The following is a 16,525-nucleotide window of genomic DNA, read 5'->3' on the forward strand; positions in this document are numbered from 1 at the left end:
AATGAACACTCCTTTCTAACTAAAAGTTAATTATAGCATTTTTTTGGACGAGGCTGAATAAGCTTTCAATAGAGTATGTCTGGAATCAGGAGGTCGATAGCAGGATGAACTGGTATGGAATGCGTGCACATGAAGTGGAAGAAAGAACGAATACGAATGTGAAGGTTGGACTTACAGAGAAAGAAGCAGAAGGGCGAATTAAAAAATTTGGTACAAATGAACTAGATGAAGCAAAGAGGCCTTCTGCACTAATGGTATTTTTGGCGCAATTTAAAGATTTTATGGTGCTTGTTTTGTTTGGTGCAACAATCGTTTCGGCTTTTTTAGGGGAATACATTGATTCTATTGCGATTGTGGCAATTGTTATTATCAATGGTATTCTCGGATTTTTTCAAGAAAGAAAGGCTGAAAAGTCATTGGAAGCTTTAAAAGAGCTAGCCGCCCCGCAAGTAACTGTACTGCGAAATGGAAAGTGGGTAAAGGCACCGTCTAAAGCACTCGTTTTAGGTGATGTTATTAAATTTTCTAGTGGCGATCGTATTGGAGCTGATGTACGTCTTGTTGAGGCGTCGAGTTTATATATTGAAGAATCAGCTTTAACAGGAGAGTCAGTTCCAGTGCAGAAGAAAGTAGAAGCGTTGCAAGGGCAAGATGTTTCAATTGGTGATCAAAAAAATATGGCTTTTATGGGTACGATGATTACACGAGGGTCTGGAACAGGAGTCGTTGTAGCAACGGGTATGAATACAGCGATGGGCCAAATTGCAAATATGTTGCAAAATGCAGAGCAAATGGAAACACCATTGCAAAGAAGATTAGAGCAACTTGGAAAAATATTAATTATTGTGGCTCTTATTTTGACAGCGCTTGTCGTGTTAGCTGGTGTGTATCAAGGGAATGAAGTATATCATATGTTTTTAGCTGGCGTGTCGCTAGCTGTTGCTGCTATTCCAGAAGGGTTACCAGCAATCGTTACAGTAGCTTTATCGCTTGGTGTACAGCGTATGATAAAAAAGAGAGCAATTGTAAGGAAGTTACCAGCAGTAGAAACGTTAGGCTGTGCTTCTGTCATATGCTCTGATAAAACAGGAACGATGACGCAAAACAAAATGATGGTAACACATATGTGGTCAGGTGGAGAATTGTGGAAAGTGACAGGCCAAGGGTATGAACCTAATGGCTCTTTTATGAAAGGTGAAAAAGAAATTAATCCAGCTAAGACGAAATCACTTTATCAACTACTTACATTTGGTTCGCTATGTAATAACGCAAATATTATTCAAAAGAAAAAGGCGTATGTATTAGATGGAGATCCAACTGAGGGGGCGCTTGTAGCTGCAGCAATGAAAGCGGGGATAACGCGTGAGGCGCTGAAAGGGAAATTTGAAATTATTCGTGAATTTCCGTTTGATTCAACTCGAAAAATGATGAGTGTTATTGTACGAGATCGAGAGGGGAAAAAGTTTGTCGTTACGAAGGGAGCACCAGATGTCCTTCTGCAAATGAGTCAAACGATTTTATGGGGGGATAAGCAGCAACCATTAAGTGAGTTGTATAGAAAAGAAGTACAGGCGGCTATTCATAGCTTAGGTAGTCAAGCACTTCGAACAATTGCAGTTGCTTTTAAGCCTTTAAAAGTAACAGACTCAATTGAACATGAAAGAGATGTTGAAAAAGATTTTATGTTAGTTGGAATACAAGGAATGATTGATCCGCCAAGACCAGAAGTAGAGCAGGCAGTAAAAGAGTGCAGAGAAGCTGGTATTCGAACAGTGATGATTACAGGTGATCATAAAGTGACTGCAATGGCGATTGCAGAACAATTAAGCATTTTACCACCAGGTGGACGCGTTGTTGAAGGGGTAGAACTCGCAACTATGGATGTAGAAGAATTAGAAAATGTTGTAGAAGATACGTATGTATTTGCTCGTGTATCACCAGAACATAAATTAAAAATTGTTAAGGCGTTGCAAAATAAAGGACATATAGTGGCGATGACAGGTGATGGAGTAAACGATGCTCCAGCTATAAAAACTGCGGATATTGGGATAGCGATGGGAATTACAGGGACAGATGTTGCAAAAGAAGCTTCATCTCTCGTATTGCTGGACGATAATTTCGCTACGATAAAATCAGCAATTAAAGAAGGTAGAAATATATACGAGAACATACGTAAGTTTATTCGTTATTTATTAGCATCGAACGTTGGAGAAATTTTGGTCATGTTATTTGCCATGTTACTTGCACTACCGCTGCCGATGGTTCCAATTCAAATTTTATGGGTGAATTTAGTTACTGACGGTTTACCGGCGATGGCGTTAGGTTTGGATAAGGCCGAGGGAGACGTGATGAAGAGAACGCCGCGTCATCCGAAAGAAGGGGTATTTGCTAGAGGGCTTGCCTGGAAAATTATAAGTCGTGGCTTTCTAATTGGGGCAGTGACGCTAGTAGCATTTATTATTGCGTATAATCAACATCCAAATGAACTGAAATATGCACAAACTGTAGCGTTTGCAACATTGGTACTTGCTCAGCTGATTCATGTATTTGATTGCCGAAGTGAGCATTCTGTTTTCCACCGCAATCCGTTTGGAAATGTGTATTTAGTAGGAGCGGTTATCATTTCATTACTACTCATGCTAGTCGTTATATATTATCCACCGTTACAACCGATTTTTAGCACGATGCCAATACAAGCGAGAGATTGGTTGTTAATTGGAGGTTTATCGTCAATTCCGACCTTCTTATTAGTAGGCTCTTTATTAACAGGGAAGAAGGGGAAGAAGGAAAAGCCAATATTATATAAGAAGGGATTAAACTTGAAATAGTCAATGATATGAAAATGTGATATAATTTACAGAAGGTAGTAGAGCCTTGTCTCTATTACCTTTTTCATTGAGTTATTTCATGGCTTGGATGTGATAAAAAATGATTTGTAGTATGACAGGATTTGGAAGATCGAAAGTAGAGAGTGATACTTTTCAAATTACAGTAGAAATGAAATCGGTGAACCACCGTTTTCTAGAGATGAGTATTCGACTACCGAAGCAAATGACGGTATTTGAAGACAAAATTCGTAAAATAATTGCACAGCAAGTTCGCCGTGGACGTATTGAAGTGTCTATTAGTATAGCGGGTGAAGGGCTTGTTGAAAGAAAATTAAGTGTGAATTGGTCGCTTCTTGAGCAGTACCAATCGATTATGGAAGATATAAAAGGAAAATTTCAATTACAAGATTCTATTACACTCGAGCAATTAATGGCAATGCCAGAAGTAACAGCGATTGAAGAGGTAGAAAACGTAAATGAACAATTTGAGAACAGTTTATATGAGGCTGTTCGCCAAGCTGCTCATATGTTAAAAACGATGAGAGATGGCGAAGGAGAACGATTACATAAAGATATAGCGTATCGCTTACAAGAGATTCATAATTGTGTAAATGCTATTATTCCGCATGCACCAATTGTTACACAAAAATATCGTGAACGATTAGAAAATCGCTTAAAGGAATTACATAATCAAGATCTAGATGAACAAAGATTGCTAACAGAAGTTGCAATTTTTGCTGAGCGTTGTGATATTCACGAAGAGTTAGTTCGTTTGCAAAGTCATTTAGAACAATTCCATGAAACACTGCAGATTGAAGAGCCTGTTGGAAGGAAAATGGATTTCATCGTGCAAGAGATGCATAGAGAAATTAATACGATTGGTTCTAAGGCAAATGACTTAACAATTTCAAAATATGTTGTAGAAATGAAAAATAACCTTGAAAAAATTCGTGAACAAGTACAAAATATTGAGTAGCTTTCAAAAAATATATAAAGTTATACGTGGTGGAGAAATCGGATAGACTTACTAGGAGGCGCAAACTATGGCCATGCGGTTTTTAAATATTGGATACGGAAATATTGTATCTGCTCATCGAATTATTGCTATTGTAAGTCCGGAGTCAGCTCCTATTAAACGAACAGTACAGGAAGCACGCGAACATAATGCTTTGCTTGATGCTACGTATGGGAGAAAAACAAGGGCGGTTATTGTTATGGATGATGGGCATGTTGTATTAAGTCCAATTCAGCCAGAGACGATTGCACATCGTTTGAATAATAAAGAAGAGTTAAGTGAGGAAGGGTAGGTTTTACATATTTATGAGAAGTAGAAGAGGATTGCTCATCGTTCTTTCAGGACCTTCTGGGGTTGGTAAAGGAACGGTTCGAAAAGAGCTGTTTAGTCATGAGGATACACGTTTTCAGTACTCCATTTCAGTAACGACACGTAAGCCACGTGAAGGTGAAGTGGATGGTGTGGATTATTTCTTTAAAGAGAGAGAAGAATTTGAGGAAATGATTCGTAATGAAAAATTACTTGAGTGGGCTGAGTTCGTAGGTAATTATTACGGAACACCAATTGACTATGTTGAAAAAACATTACAAGAAGGAAAAGATGTATTCTTAGAAATTGAAGTGCAAGGAGCAATTCAAGTTAAGAAAGCTTTCCCAGAAGGTGTATTTATTTTCTTAGCACCTCCAAGTTTATCTGAACTAAAGAACCGAATTGTCGGTCGTGGTACAGAAACTGAAGATGTTATTGAAAATCGTTTAACGGTAGCGAAAGAAGAAATTGATATGATGGACGCTTACGACTACGTTGTAGAAAACGACCAAGTTGAACTAGCTTGTGAAAGAATTAAAGCAATTGTGGTTGGCGAACATTGCCGCCGCGAAAGAGTAGCAAAATATTATAAAGAAATGACGGAGGGTCTATAATTATGTTAAATCCATCAATTGATTCATTATTAACAAAAATCGATTCTAAATATACACTTGTAACAGTGGCTGCAAAACGTGCGCGCGAAATGCAACTTGCTAATAACTGTGTTGTAGAAAAACCAGTTTCTCATAAATGTGTAGGTAAAGCATTAGAAGAAATCGATATGGAAGCGTTAAGCTACGTACCAAGTGAAGATAAAGTAACTGAATAAGACTTTGTCTTCGACAATTTAAAACATAGACTTTATAATTTTCTATGTAACGGTAACAACCTATTTACAAGTAGGTTGTTATTTTTTTACGGTAGGGAAGAAATATTGATACTGATGAGCTGATAATCTTGTTTCAGTATTATAAGTTTGAAAAAGAAAGAGGACGAGCCATATGCTAAAAGGGAAAAAGATACTTTTATGTGTAACAGGAGGCATTGCGGTCTTTAAAGCGGCTGCGTTAACGAGTAAATTGACACAATCTGGTGCTATTGTAAAAGTAATGATGAGTGAGTCGGCAATGAAGTTTGTTACACCTCTTACATTCCAGGCGCTTTCTCGCCATGATGTATATACGGATACATTCGATGAGAAAGACTCAGCTGTTATTGCTCATATCGATTTAGCAGATTGGGCAGATGTTGTACTTGTTGCACCTGCTACAGCCAATTGTATTGGAAAGTTAGCTAACGGTATTGCAGATGATATGATTACAACTACTTTGTTAGCTACTACAGCCCCAGTGTGGATTGCACCTGCTATGAATGTGCATATGTATGAAAATAAAATTGTTCAAAAAAATATGATGACGTTAAAAACGTTAGGATATACATTTATTGAGCCTGGAGAAGGTTTTTTAGCGTGTGGTTATGTAGCGAAGGGAAGATTAGAAGAACCTGAAGCGATTATTGCACGGTTAGAAGAGGCTTTTTCAGAGCAAAAACCACTACAAGGAAAAAGAATATTAATAACTGCTGGCCCAACTCGTGAAAAGATTGATCCAGTCCGTTTTATGACTAATTTTTCTTCTGGAAAAATGGGATACGCGATTGCGGAAGTGGCAGCGAACTTAGGCGCTGATGTTATACTCGTTTCGGGACCGACAGCATTACATCCACCATTACATGTAACTACGGTGCAAGTGGAATCTGCACAAGATATGTTAGAGGCGGTTATTCAACATTATGAAGACGTAGATGTTGTCATTAAAACAGCAGCGGTTGCAGATTATCGTCCGAAATATGTTCATGATAATAAAATGAAAAAGAAAAATGGCGATGCTGTAATTGAACTTGAGAGAACAGTAGATATTTTAAAAACGTTAGGTGAGATGAAAGACAAACAGTTACTTATCGGTTTTGCGGCTGAAACGACAAACGTAGAGGAATATGCAACGAAAAAATTACGTGAGAAAAATGCGAATATGATTGTTGCAAACGATGTAAAGGCGCAAGGAGCTGGATTTGGTACAGATACGAACATTGTAACAATGTATAGAAAAGATGGAGAAGTTATAGAGTTGCCACTTTTAACGAAGAAAGAGGTTGCTCGTGAAATATTAAAGCAAATTGAAATAATGTTAGAAGATGATCGTCTATGAAATTTGCAAGTGTAATTGTTGATGTACCTGCACGTCAGACAGATCGACCATTTGATTATATTATTCCCAAAAAATGGGAAGATATTGTCCAGACAGGCATGCGTGTAGTAGTTCCGTTTGGCCCAAGGAAATTGCAAGGTTTTATTATTGGGATTAAAGATTCGGTTGAAGTAGAAAGTAAGAAGTTAAAGACAATTCATGAAATTTTAGATGTAACACCCGTTTTAAATGAAGAGTTGTTAAAGCTAGGGTATTGGCTTACAAGTGAAACGTTATGTTATATGATTTCAGCTTTTCAAGTTATGCTTCCAACGGCGATAAAAGCAACATATAAAAAACGTCTACAACTTCGTAAACAAGAAGAAGTAGCACCTGAACTACTGTTTTTATTTCAGGACAAAGAAGCGATAGATTGGGAAGCGATTGAGACGCAGCCACAGCTATACCGCACGATTCAACAAGAAATTAAACATGGCACGATTGAAGTCGTTTATCAAGTAAAAGATAAGGTACAAAAGAAGAAACAAAGAGTCGTTCAACCGGAGTTGCCAGAAGATAAATTAGAATTAGCAGCATTTGAACTGAAAAGTAAAAAACAACAAGATGTCCTCTATTATTTTGTGGAAAATTATAAAAGTGTACCGTTGAAAGTAATAACAGAAGAGTTACAAATAACAGATGCTCCAATTAAAGCACTTGTTAAAAAGGGACTACTCTCAGAAAAGTATGTGGAAGTGTACCGAAATCCGTATGACGATGACGATTTTGAACAAACGAAACCATTCCCACTTACTGAGGAACAAAAGCAAGTTATTACACCGATTTTATCATCAATTACAAATGAAACTTACAATCCATTTTTACTATATGGTGTTACAGGAAGCGGAAAAACAGAAGTATATTTACAATCTATAGCAGCGGTGCTCGAGAAAGGAAAAGAAGCTATTGTACTTGTTCCTGAAATTGCACTAACGCCTCAGATGGTAGATCGTTTTAAAGGTAGATTTGGCTCACAAGTTGCAGTTCTTCATAGTGCGCTGTCTGTTGGAGAAAAATATGATGAATGGCGTAAGATTTTAAGAAAAGAAGTGAAAGTCGTAGTTGGTGCACGTTCAGCTGTATTTGCTCCTTTTGAAAATTTAGGGATTATTATCATTGATGAGGAACATGAATCGAGCTACAAGCAAGAAGATAATCCGAGGTATCATGCAAGGGATGTAGCTGTGTGGAGAGGACAATATCATAAATGCCCTATCGTTCTTGGTAGTGCAACACCGACGCTTGAATCGTTTGCAAGAGCGAAAAAAGGTGTGTATGAATTACTGACGATGGAAAAACGTATGAACGAACAAGCTTTACCGACAGTAGAGATTGTTGATATGCGTGAAGAACTTCGTGACGGGAATCGCTCCATGTTTTCAAAGGCACTGCATGAAAAAATAGCAGATCGGTTAGAAAAGAAAGAACAAATGGTGCTCTTTTTAAATAGAAGAGGTCATTCTACATTTGTTATGTGCCGTGATTGCGGGTACGTTGTACAATGTCCGCATTGTGATATCTCGCTGACATATCATAAAATGAATCATCGTTTAAAATGTCATTATTGCAGTTACGAAGAAAATATGCCGACTGCGTGTCCTGCTTGTCAAAGTACATACATTCGTTTCTTTGGTACAGGTACGCAAAAGGTAGAAGAAGAAATTACAAAACTATTTCCAGAGGCACGAGTCATTCGAATGGATGTAGATACGACGAGTCGTAAAGGGATGCATGAGAAATTATTAAAGGCGTTCGGGGAAGAAAAAGCAGATATATTACTTGGAACACAAATGATTGCAAAAGGGTTAGATTTTCCGAAAGTAACGCTTGTTGGTGTTTTAACTGCTGATACGATGCTTCATTTACCTGATTTCCGGGCGAGTGAAAAGACTTATCAGTTATTGACGCAAGTAAGTGGACGAGCAGGCCGACATGAATTGCCAGGGGAAGTTATAATTCAAACGTATACGCCAGAACATTATAGTATAGAGTTAGCAAAGAACCAACAATATGATGTGTTTTTTGATCAAGAAATGCAAATGAGGCGAACGAGACAATACCCACCTTATTACTATGTTGTACTTGTGACGGTATCTCATCCGGAATTATTAAAAGCAGTACAAGTGACGGAAAAAATTGTCGGTCATTTACGGACGCACTGTTCGCAGCAAACGATGGTGTTAGGACCGGTTGCTTCAGCAATTCCAAGGATAAAAGATAGATATCGTTATCAATGCATGATAAAATACAAACGGGAACCAAACTTAAAGAACGTGCTCAAAATGGTAAATGAACATTATCAAGCAGAAATGCAAAAAGAGCTACAAATCTCAATTGATTTTAATCCAACAATGTTAATGTAGCGGAGGGAAATATGGCAGTTTTAGAAATAGTAAAGCATCCAAATGAAGTGTTAGAAACACCGTGTGAAAGAGTAATTAACTTTGATAAAAAGTTAGTGAAATTGTTGAAAGATATGCATGAAACAATGTTAATTGCGGACGGAGTCGGTTTAGCTGCGCCTCAAGTAGGGGTAAGCTTGCAAGTGGCGGTAGTTGATATCGGTGATGATACTGGGAAAATTGAGTTAATCAATCCATCGATATTAGAAAAACGTGGTGAACAAGTAGGTCCCGAAGGCTGTTTAAGCTTCCCGGGACTTTATGGTGAAGTGGAACGTGCGGATTATATTAAAGTGCGTGCGCAAAATCGTCGAGGCAAAGTATTTTTACTAGAAGCAGAAGGGTTTTTAGCGCGTGCAATTCAACATGAAATCGATCATTTACACGGTGTGTTATTTACATCGAAAGTGACAAGATATTATGAGGAAAATGAATTAGAATAGGTATTAAAAGGAGCGGTTTTTAAATGATAAAAGTAGTATTTATGGGAACACCGGACTTTTCAGTGCCGGTGCTTCGTCGTCTTATTGAAGATGGCTATGATGTAATAGGTGTTGTTACGCAACCAGATCGTCCGGTAGGCAGAAAAAAAGTATTAACACCTACACCTGTTAAAGTGGAAGCAGAAAAGCATGGTATTCCGGTGTTACAGCCGTTAAGAATTCGTGAAAAAGACGAATATGAAAAAGTATTGGCATTAGAGCCAGATTTAATTGTAACAGCTGCGTTCGGTCAAATTGTACCAAATGAAATTTTAGAAGCACCGAAGTATGGATGTATTAACGTCCACGCTTCTTTACTTCCTGAACTTCGTGGCGGTGCACCAATCCATTATGCAATTATGGAAGGGAAAGAAAAAACAGGTATTACAATTATGTATATGGTAGAAAAATTGGATGCTGGTGATATTTTAACGCAAGTAGAAGTGGAAATTGAAGAGCGTGAAACGACAGGTTCGTTATTTGATAAGTTAAGTGAAGCAGGGGCACATCTTCTATCTAAAACAGTACCTTTACTAATTCAAGGTAAGTTAGAACCAATTAAACAAAACGAGGAAGAAGTAACGTTTGCATATAATATAAAACGTGAGCAAGAGAAAATTGATTGGACAAAAACAGGTGAAGAAGTATACAATCACATTCGCGGATTGAATCCATGGCCAGTTGCTTATACAACTTTAGCAGGACAAGTTGTTAAAGTATGGTGGGGAGAAAAAGTCCCTGTAACGAAATCAGCTGAAGCAGGTACGATTGTTGCGATCGAAGAAGATGGTTTCGTTGTAGCAACTGGTAATGAAACGGGTGTTAAAATTACAGAATTGCAACCTTCTGGTAAAAAGCGTATGAGCTGTTCACAATTTTTACGTGGAACAAAACCTGAAATTGGAACAAAGTTAGGAGAAAATGCATGAGACAAAATGTTCGTGAATTAGCTCTTGATGGTTTAATTCAAGTAGAAAAAAGTGGTGCATACAGTAACTTACTTTTAAATAATCTAATTGAAAAAAGTACAATTGATAGAAAAGATATTGGTTTATTAACTGAGATTGTATATGGAACAATCCAACGTCGTGATACATTAGATTATTATTTACAGCCTTTTTTAAAAAAGAAAGTTGAAGCGTGGGTAAGAGTATTACTTCGCTTATCTTTATATCAAATGATTTATTTAGACCGAGTGCCTGAAAGAGCGGCTATTCATGAAGCCGTTGAGATTGCAAAGCGTCGCGGGCATAAAGGAATTGCTGGTATGGTGAACGGTGTATTACGTTCGATTCAAAGAGAAGGTGTACCTTCTGTAGATGAAATCAAAGATCCAGTAGAACGTTTGGCAATTGCAACAAGTCATCCAATTTGGCTTGTCCAAGAGTGGACTTCAGAATATGGTTTAGAAACTGCTGAGAAAATGTGTGAAGTGAACATGTTACCGCCTGTACCAACAGCGCGTGTAAATGTTGATAAAATAACAGTAGAAGAAGCAATTGCATTATTAGCTAGTGAAGGTATAGAAGCGAAGCGTGGCGATTTATCAGATGATGCAATTCAAATTGAAAAAGGGAATGTAGCGCACACAGATGCGTTTAAAAAAGGTTTTCTTTCTATTCAAGATGAAAGTTCTATGCTGGTAGCACGTGCCTTAGAACCAGATGAGGGAGATGTAGTTCTTGATAGTTGTGCTGCTCCAGGTGGAAAAACAACACATATCGCAGAGCGATTAAAAGGAACTGGTCAAGTCATGTCCCTTGATTTACATGCACACAAAGTACGTTTAATTAAACAACAAGCAGAGCGACTTGGTCTAGGAAATGTCGAAACAAAGGCATTAGATGCTAGAAAAGTGCAAGAACATTTTGCAAATGAAACGTTTGATAAAATATTAGTAGATGCCCCATGTTCTGGATTTGGTGTAATTAGACGTAAGCCTGATATTAAGTTAGGTAAAGATAAAGGCGATAGTGAAAGATTATCGACGATCCAACTTGCAATACTAGAAAAAATCGCACCGTTATTAAAACAAGGTGGTCGCCTTGTTTATAGTACGTGCACAATTGAAAAAATAGAAAATGAACAAGTAATAGAACGATTTTTACAAGAGCATCCTGAGTTTGAGTGGGATACTACGATAAAAGAGCGTATGCCAGAAAAGTTAAGTCCGTATATTGATGAAGGTCAAGTACAAATTTTACCGCATTATTTTGCAACAGATGGCTTTTATATTGCTTGTTTAAGGAAGAAGGTGTAGCATCGTGGAAACGACTGTGAGAAAACAAAAGAAAAATTTAGAAACGAAAAAACCATCAATTTACTCTTTACAACTTCATGAAATGCAAGATTGGTTAAAGGAGCAAGGAGAACCAAAGTTCCGTGCTGGACAAATTTTTGATTGGTTATATAAAAAACGTGTAAAAAATTATGAGGATATGTCAAACCTTTCTAAAGGATTGCGTGAAAAATTGTCGAATTCCTTTGATATTACTACTTTAAATACGTTAGTAAAACAAACGTCTTCGGATGGAACAATTAAATTCTTATTCCAATTATACGATGGATATTCTATTGAAACGGTATTAATGCGACATGAATATGGAAATTCCATTTGTGTAACAACGCAAGTAGGTTGTCGTATTGGATGTACGTTCTGTGCTTCAACGCTTGGCGGTTTAAAGCGAAACTTAGAAGCTGGAGAAATTGTAGCGCAAGTAGTAGAAGTGCAACGTGCACTTGATGAATCAGAAGAACGTGTAAGTTCTCTTGTCGTTATGGGAATTGGAGAACCATTTGATAACTATGATAATTTAATGGGATTCTTACGCATCATTAATCATGAAAAAGGACTTCATATTGGTGCGAGACATATGACAGTTTCGACAAGTGGAATTATCCCGAAAATTTATAAGTTCGCTGAAGAAGACTTACAAATTAATTTTGCGATTTCACTGCATGCTCCAAACTCAGAATTACGTTCAAAATTAATGCCGATTAACCGTGCTTATAAGCTACCAGATTTGATGGAAGCTATTAAATACTATGTAAATAGAACAGGGCGTCGTATTACTTTTGAATATGGACTATTTGGAGGAGAAAATGACCAAGTTGAGCACGCTGAAGAACTTGCTGCGCTCTTAAAAGGTGTAAAATGTCATGTGAACTTAATTCCGGTAAACTACGTACCTGAACGTGATTATGTACGTACGCCACGTGAACAAATTTTCTTGTTTGAAAAAACGTTAAAAGATCGTGGAGTAAATGTAACGATTCGCCGTGAACAAGGTCATGATATTGATGCAGCCTGCGGTCAGTTGCGTGCGAAGGAGCGCAAAGAAGAGACGAGGTGACGAGATGAAAGCCGTGTTTCTATCAGATAAAGGAAAAGTTCGTCAACATAATGAAGATAGTGCAGGAGTTTTTCATAATTTAGATGGAAATATTTTAGCGGTAGTAGCAGATGGAATGGGAGGTCATCGAGCTGGTGATGTAGCTAGCTCGATGACCATTCAATTATTCCATGATTATTGGAAGCAAACGCATAATATGAATGAGCCAAAAAAAGTAGAAGAGTGGTTACATACTAGTGTTGGGATTATTAATGAGCGTATATATGAGTACTCTAAGCAACATGTAGAATGTAATGGCATGGGAACAACACTTATAATAGCAATTTGTACGCCGAGCTTTGTGACAATAGGTCATATAGGGGATAGTCGTTGTTATATGGTATCAGAGGGAGAAATCTCGCTTGTAACGGAAGATCACTCACTTGTAAATGAACTTGTGAGACATGGTGAAATTTCAAAAGAAGACGCAGAATATCACCCGAAAAAGAATGTTTTATTAAGGGCATTAGGAACAGAAGAGAAAGTCGGATTAGATGTTAAAACGTTGGTGCTAGAGGAAGATGATCAGTTACTTCTTTGCTCTGATGGATTATCTAACAAAGTTTCTATTGCTGATATGCAACAAATTTTACAGTTAAATGAACAGCTAGAAACTAAGGGGCAACGTCTCATTCAATTGGCGAATGATCGTGGTGGGGAAGATAATATTACCCTTGTTCTGATTGATTATGCGGGTTCGACAAACGAAAGTAGGTGAAGTGCAACGTGCTGATTGGAAAACGCTTAAATGACCGTTATAAGCTGCTGAAAATGATTGGTGGCGGTGGAATGGCCAATGTATATTTAGCTCATGATGATATACTGGGCCGGGATGTAGCGGTAAAAATATTACGACTCGACTATTCAAATAACGAAGAGTTTATTAAACGTTTCCATCGAGAAGCGCAGTCTGTTACAACGTTGTCGCATCCAAATATTGTGAATATGTATGATGTCGGAGAAGAAGATGGTATATATTATCTTGTAATGGAGTATGTACCAGGACAAACATTGAAGCAATACATAATTGAGCGAGGGATGTTATCGATAGGAGAAGCTCTTGATATTATGGAGCAGTTAACATCCGCCATGGCACACGCCCATCATTTTGAAATTGTGCATCGTGATATTAAACCGCACAATATTTTAATTCGAGCTGATGGAGTAATAAAAGTAACAGATTTTGGAATTGCGACAGCTACAAGTGCAACAACAATTACACATACAAATTCAGTACTCGGTTCGGTGCATTACTTATCACCAGAACAAGCGCGTGGCGGGATAGCAAATAAACAATCAGATATTTATTCCCTAGGGATTGTTATGTTTGAGTTGTTAACAGGAAGACAACCGTTTTCTGGTGAATCTGCTGTTGCTATAGCTTTAAAACATTTACAAAGTGAAATTCCGTCTCCAAAAAGATGGAATGAAAATATTCCGCAAAGTGTCGAAAATATTATATTAAAGGCAACTGCGAAAGATCCGTTTCATCGATATCAATCTGCCAATGCGATGAAACGAGATATTGAAACGGCGCTATATCCAGAGAGGATAAATGAGCAGCCATTTTACATACCGGAAGATATGGAAGCGACAAAAGCGATTCCGATTATTCAACAAGAACAATTATTTGAAAACGTTACTGATGAAACAATTGTTTTAAAAGGAAGTAAAGTGGATGAACAGACAAGAAAAGAAGAAACGGATTTAAATAAGAAGAAAAAACGAAGTAATAAATGGCTCAAAATTTTAATTACAATATTTTTACTTTTAGCAATCGGAATAACGTTAGCGCTTACTGTTATTCCAGGATTCTTTATTCCAAAAGATGTAAAAGTCCCTGATGTGTCTGGTATGAAATATACGACAGCAGTAAATACATTAGTTGAAAAAGGTTTTGAGGTTACGGAACCTAATATTGTATATACAGATGATGTTGAAACTGGTGATGTCATAAAAACAGACCCTGTGGCAGGAAGAGTCGTGAAAGAAAACTCTAAAATTACTATCTATCAATCAGGTGGAAAAAAGAAAAGTAAGATGAGTGATCTTACAGGGAAAGATTTTGAGAGCATAAGGTCTGAATTAGAAGAAAAATATAAACAAGTTACAATAAATTATATTGAAAATGATAGACCAAAAGGTGAAATCGTTGAGCAAATTCCGACGCCAGATCAAATGGTAGTAGAGGCGGAACAAGACCTGAAAATTTGGGTAAGTAAAGGTCCTTATCAAATTAGACCAGGTGACTTTTCAGGATGGACTGAAAATAGTGTCAATGGTTATTTGAATGAGAGGAAACTAACTCCAGATATAAAACGAGAGTATTCCGATACTGTTGATAAAGGACTTGTAATTTCGCAATCTCCAAAACCAGGAACTCCGTTAAAAGAAGGAGATAAAGTGACGATTGTTATTTCAGATGGTCCTAAGCCGAAAGTAACGAAAACAGTGAAAGTGGATAATATTTCTATTCCGTATGAGTCTTCTATAATAGGTGAGAAAAAACCGCAAACGATAGAAATTTATAAAGAAGATATGCAACAAAAAATGGATAGACCAATTGAAACTAGAACAATTTCAGAGTCGGCAACTATTTCATTAGAATTTGTAATTCAAGAAGGTACAAAAGGACACTATAAAATTGTACGAGATGGTGTAACGATTATTGACAAAGAAGTACCATATCCAACTCAATAATAATGAATTCCATTTTCTTTCTAGAGGGAATGGAATGTATTACTCCTGCCTGTTATGCTGTCTACATATAGTGGACCGTATAACAGGCAAAAATATATGGTTCAAAAAGCTATAAAAGTGATACTGTTATAAATAATATTTTAAATTTAATGGTAGATTAAACGTATTAACTTGTATATATGACGGGTTTTGAAATCTTTATTTAAAGAATGATAATCCATTCAATAGGAATTACAGCTTCACTTTATACAGAATAAAGGAGAATTATATGCCAGAAGGAAAAATTGTAAAAGCTCTAAGTGGATTTTATTATGTGCAGCATGAAGAAGGGATTACACAATGTCGCGGGCGTGGTGTGTTTAGAAAAAATAAAATTACACCATTGGTAGGAGACCAAGTTGTTTTTCAGGCTGATAATCCAAGTGAAGGATACGTGCTTGAAGTATTTGATCGAAAAAATGAACTTGTTAGGCCTCCTATTGCTAATGTTGATCAAGCGATACTCGTATTTTCTGCAGTAGAACCAGATTTTAATCCGGGACTGTTAGATCGATTTTTAGTGCTGATTGAATATCATAACATTAAGCCGATTATTTGCATTAGTAAGATGGATTTAGTGGATGAAAAAATGAGAGAGACTGTTGAATCTTATGCAAATGACTATCGTGAGATGGGATATGATGTATTATTTACTTCTATAAATACATCGGAAAGTATTGACATTTTAAAACCATTCTTAGAAGGTTGTGTTTCCGTCGTTGCGGGGCAATCTGGTGTTGGAAAATCTTCTATGCTTAACGTCTTACGTCCAGAATTAGAACTGAAAACGAATGATATTTCCTCACATTTAGGACGCGGGAAACATACGACAAGACACGTAGAATTAATTGCGATTGGAAGCGGACTAGTTGCAGATACACCTGGTTTTAGTTCACTCGATTTCATAGATATAGAGGTAGAAGATCTTACATATTGTTTTCCAGAGTTGAAAGAAGCGAGCCAATACTGTAAATTTAGAGGGTGTACACATCTTTCTGAACCGAAATGCGCTGTGAAGGCTGCGGTTGAAGAGGGGAAGATTACAGAATATCGTTATAAGAATTACAAACAATTTGTAGAAGAAATTAGAGAGAGAAAGCCGAGGTATTAGT

General features: G+C 37.1%; 14 protein-coding genes. All 14 read left to right on the top strand.

What is annotated here, in order from left to right; genetic code table 11:
* Window positions 1-104: 104 nt before the first annotated feature.
* The 14 genes from QCI47_RS08540 to rsgA all read left to right on the top strand — a co-directional run bounded on the left by QCI47_RS08540 (window position 105) and on the right by rsgA (window position 16,524).
* Window positions 105-2,828 carry a calcium-translocating P-type ATPase, SERCA-type gene (locus QCI47_RS08540; protein WP_001104746.1) on the top strand — a complete coding sequence of 908 codons (2,724 nt, stop codon included), beginning with the start codon at window positions 105-107 and terminating at the stop codon, window positions 2,826-2,828.
* 100 nt (window positions 2,829-2,928) lie between these two features.
* Window positions 2,929-3,804, top strand: coding sequence for a YicC/YloC family endoribonuclease (locus tag QCI47_RS08545; protein WP_071741801.1), 876 nt, complete (start codon window positions 2,929-2,931; stop codon window positions 3,802-3,804).
* A 67-nt stretch (window positions 3,805-3,871) separates the two neighbouring features.
* Window positions 3,872-4,135 carry an extracellular matrix/biofilm regulator RemA gene (gene remA, locus QCI47_RS08550; RefSeq protein WP_001251458.1) on the top strand — a complete coding sequence of 88 codons (264 nt, stop codon included), beginning with the start codon at window positions 3,872-3,874 and terminating at the stop codon, window positions 4,133-4,135.
* A gap of 13 nt (window positions 4,136-4,148) precedes the next feature.
* Window positions 4,149-4,766 (top strand): guanylate kinase, encoded by a 618-nt coding sequence (gmk, locus tag QCI47_RS08555; RefSeq protein WP_001257738.1) that lies wholly within the window; start codon window positions 4,149-4,151, stop codon window positions 4,764-4,766.
* 2 nt (window positions 4,767-4,768) lie between these two features.
* The gene (rpoZ, locus tag QCI47_RS08560) at window positions 4,769-4,981 is read left to right on the top strand and encodes a DNA-directed RNA polymerase subunit omega (protein ID WP_000933970.1); all 213 of its coding nucleotides are present in this window, start codon (window positions 4,769-4,771) and stop codon (window positions 4,979-4,981) included.
* Window positions 4,982-5,153: 172 nt separating this feature from the next.
* Window positions 5,154-6,359, top strand: a complete 1,206-nt coding sequence (gene coaBC, locus QCI47_RS08565; RefSeq protein WP_000911757.1) for a bifunctional phosphopantothenoylcysteine decarboxylase/phosphopantothenate--cysteine ligase CoaBC — start codon at window positions 5,154-5,156, stop codon at window positions 6,357-6,359.
* Window positions 6,356-8,761: a primosomal protein N' gene (priA, locus tag QCI47_RS08570; RefSeq protein WP_000666727.1), complete on the top strand. Its 2,406-nt coding sequence runs from the start codon at window positions 6,356-6,358 to the stop codon at window positions 8,759-8,761. Before coaBC ends, priA begins: the two co-directional genes overlap by 4 nt.
* An 11-nt stretch (window positions 8,762-8,772) precedes the next feature.
* Window positions 8,773-9,243, top strand: coding sequence for a peptide deformylase (gene def / locus QCI47_RS08575; protein WP_000279468.1), 471 nt, complete (start codon window positions 8,773-8,775; stop codon window positions 9,241-9,243).
* A gap of 23 nt (window positions 9,244-9,266) precedes the next feature.
* Complete coding sequence (gene fmt, locus QCI47_RS08580) at window positions 9,267-10,211, top strand: methionyl-tRNA formyltransferase (protein ID WP_000598790.1); 945 nt, start codon at window positions 9,267-9,269, stop codon at window positions 10,209-10,211.
* Complete coding sequence (gene rsmB, locus QCI47_RS08585) at window positions 10,208-11,542, top strand: 16S rRNA (cytosine(967)-C(5))-methyltransferase RsmB (protein WP_001249672.1); 1,335 nt, start codon at window positions 10,208-10,210, stop codon at window positions 11,540-11,542. The genes fmt and rsmB overlap by 4 nt, the downstream gene beginning before the upstream one ends.
* Window positions 11,543-11,546: 4 nt before the next feature.
* Window positions 11,547-12,635, top strand: coding sequence for a dual-specificity RNA methyltransferase RlmN (gene rlmN / locus QCI47_RS08590; RefSeq protein ID WP_000450543.1), 1,089 nt, complete (start codon window positions 11,547-11,549; stop codon window positions 12,633-12,635).
* Between the two features lie 4 nt (window positions 12,636-12,639).
* Window positions 12,640-13,392, top strand: a complete 753-nt coding sequence (locus tag QCI47_RS08595; RefSeq protein WP_000648697.1) for a Stp1/IreP family PP2C-type Ser/Thr phosphatase — start codon at window positions 12,640-12,642, stop codon at window positions 13,390-13,392.
* 8 nt (window positions 13,393-13,400) lie between these two features.
* Complete coding sequence (gene prkC / locus QCI47_RS08600) at window positions 13,401-15,374, top strand: serine/threonine protein kinase PrkC (protein WP_000904769.1); 1,974 nt, start codon at window positions 13,401-13,403, stop codon at window positions 15,372-15,374.
* 268 nt (window positions 15,375-15,642) lie between these two features.
* On the top strand, window positions 15,643-16,524 hold the full coding sequence (gene rsgA / locus QCI47_RS08605) for a ribosome small subunit-dependent GTPase A (RefSeq protein ID WP_001113936.1): 882 nt from the start codon (window positions 15,643-15,645) through the stop codon (window positions 16,522-16,524).
* Window position 16,525 lies beyond the last annotated feature (1 nt).

The sequence above is a fragment of the Bacillus cereus group sp. RP29 genome (assembly GCF_040459765.1).
In the GTDB taxonomy this organism is placed as follows: Bacteria; Bacillota; Bacilli; order Bacillales; family Bacillaceae_G; genus Bacillus_A; species Bacillus_A paranthracis.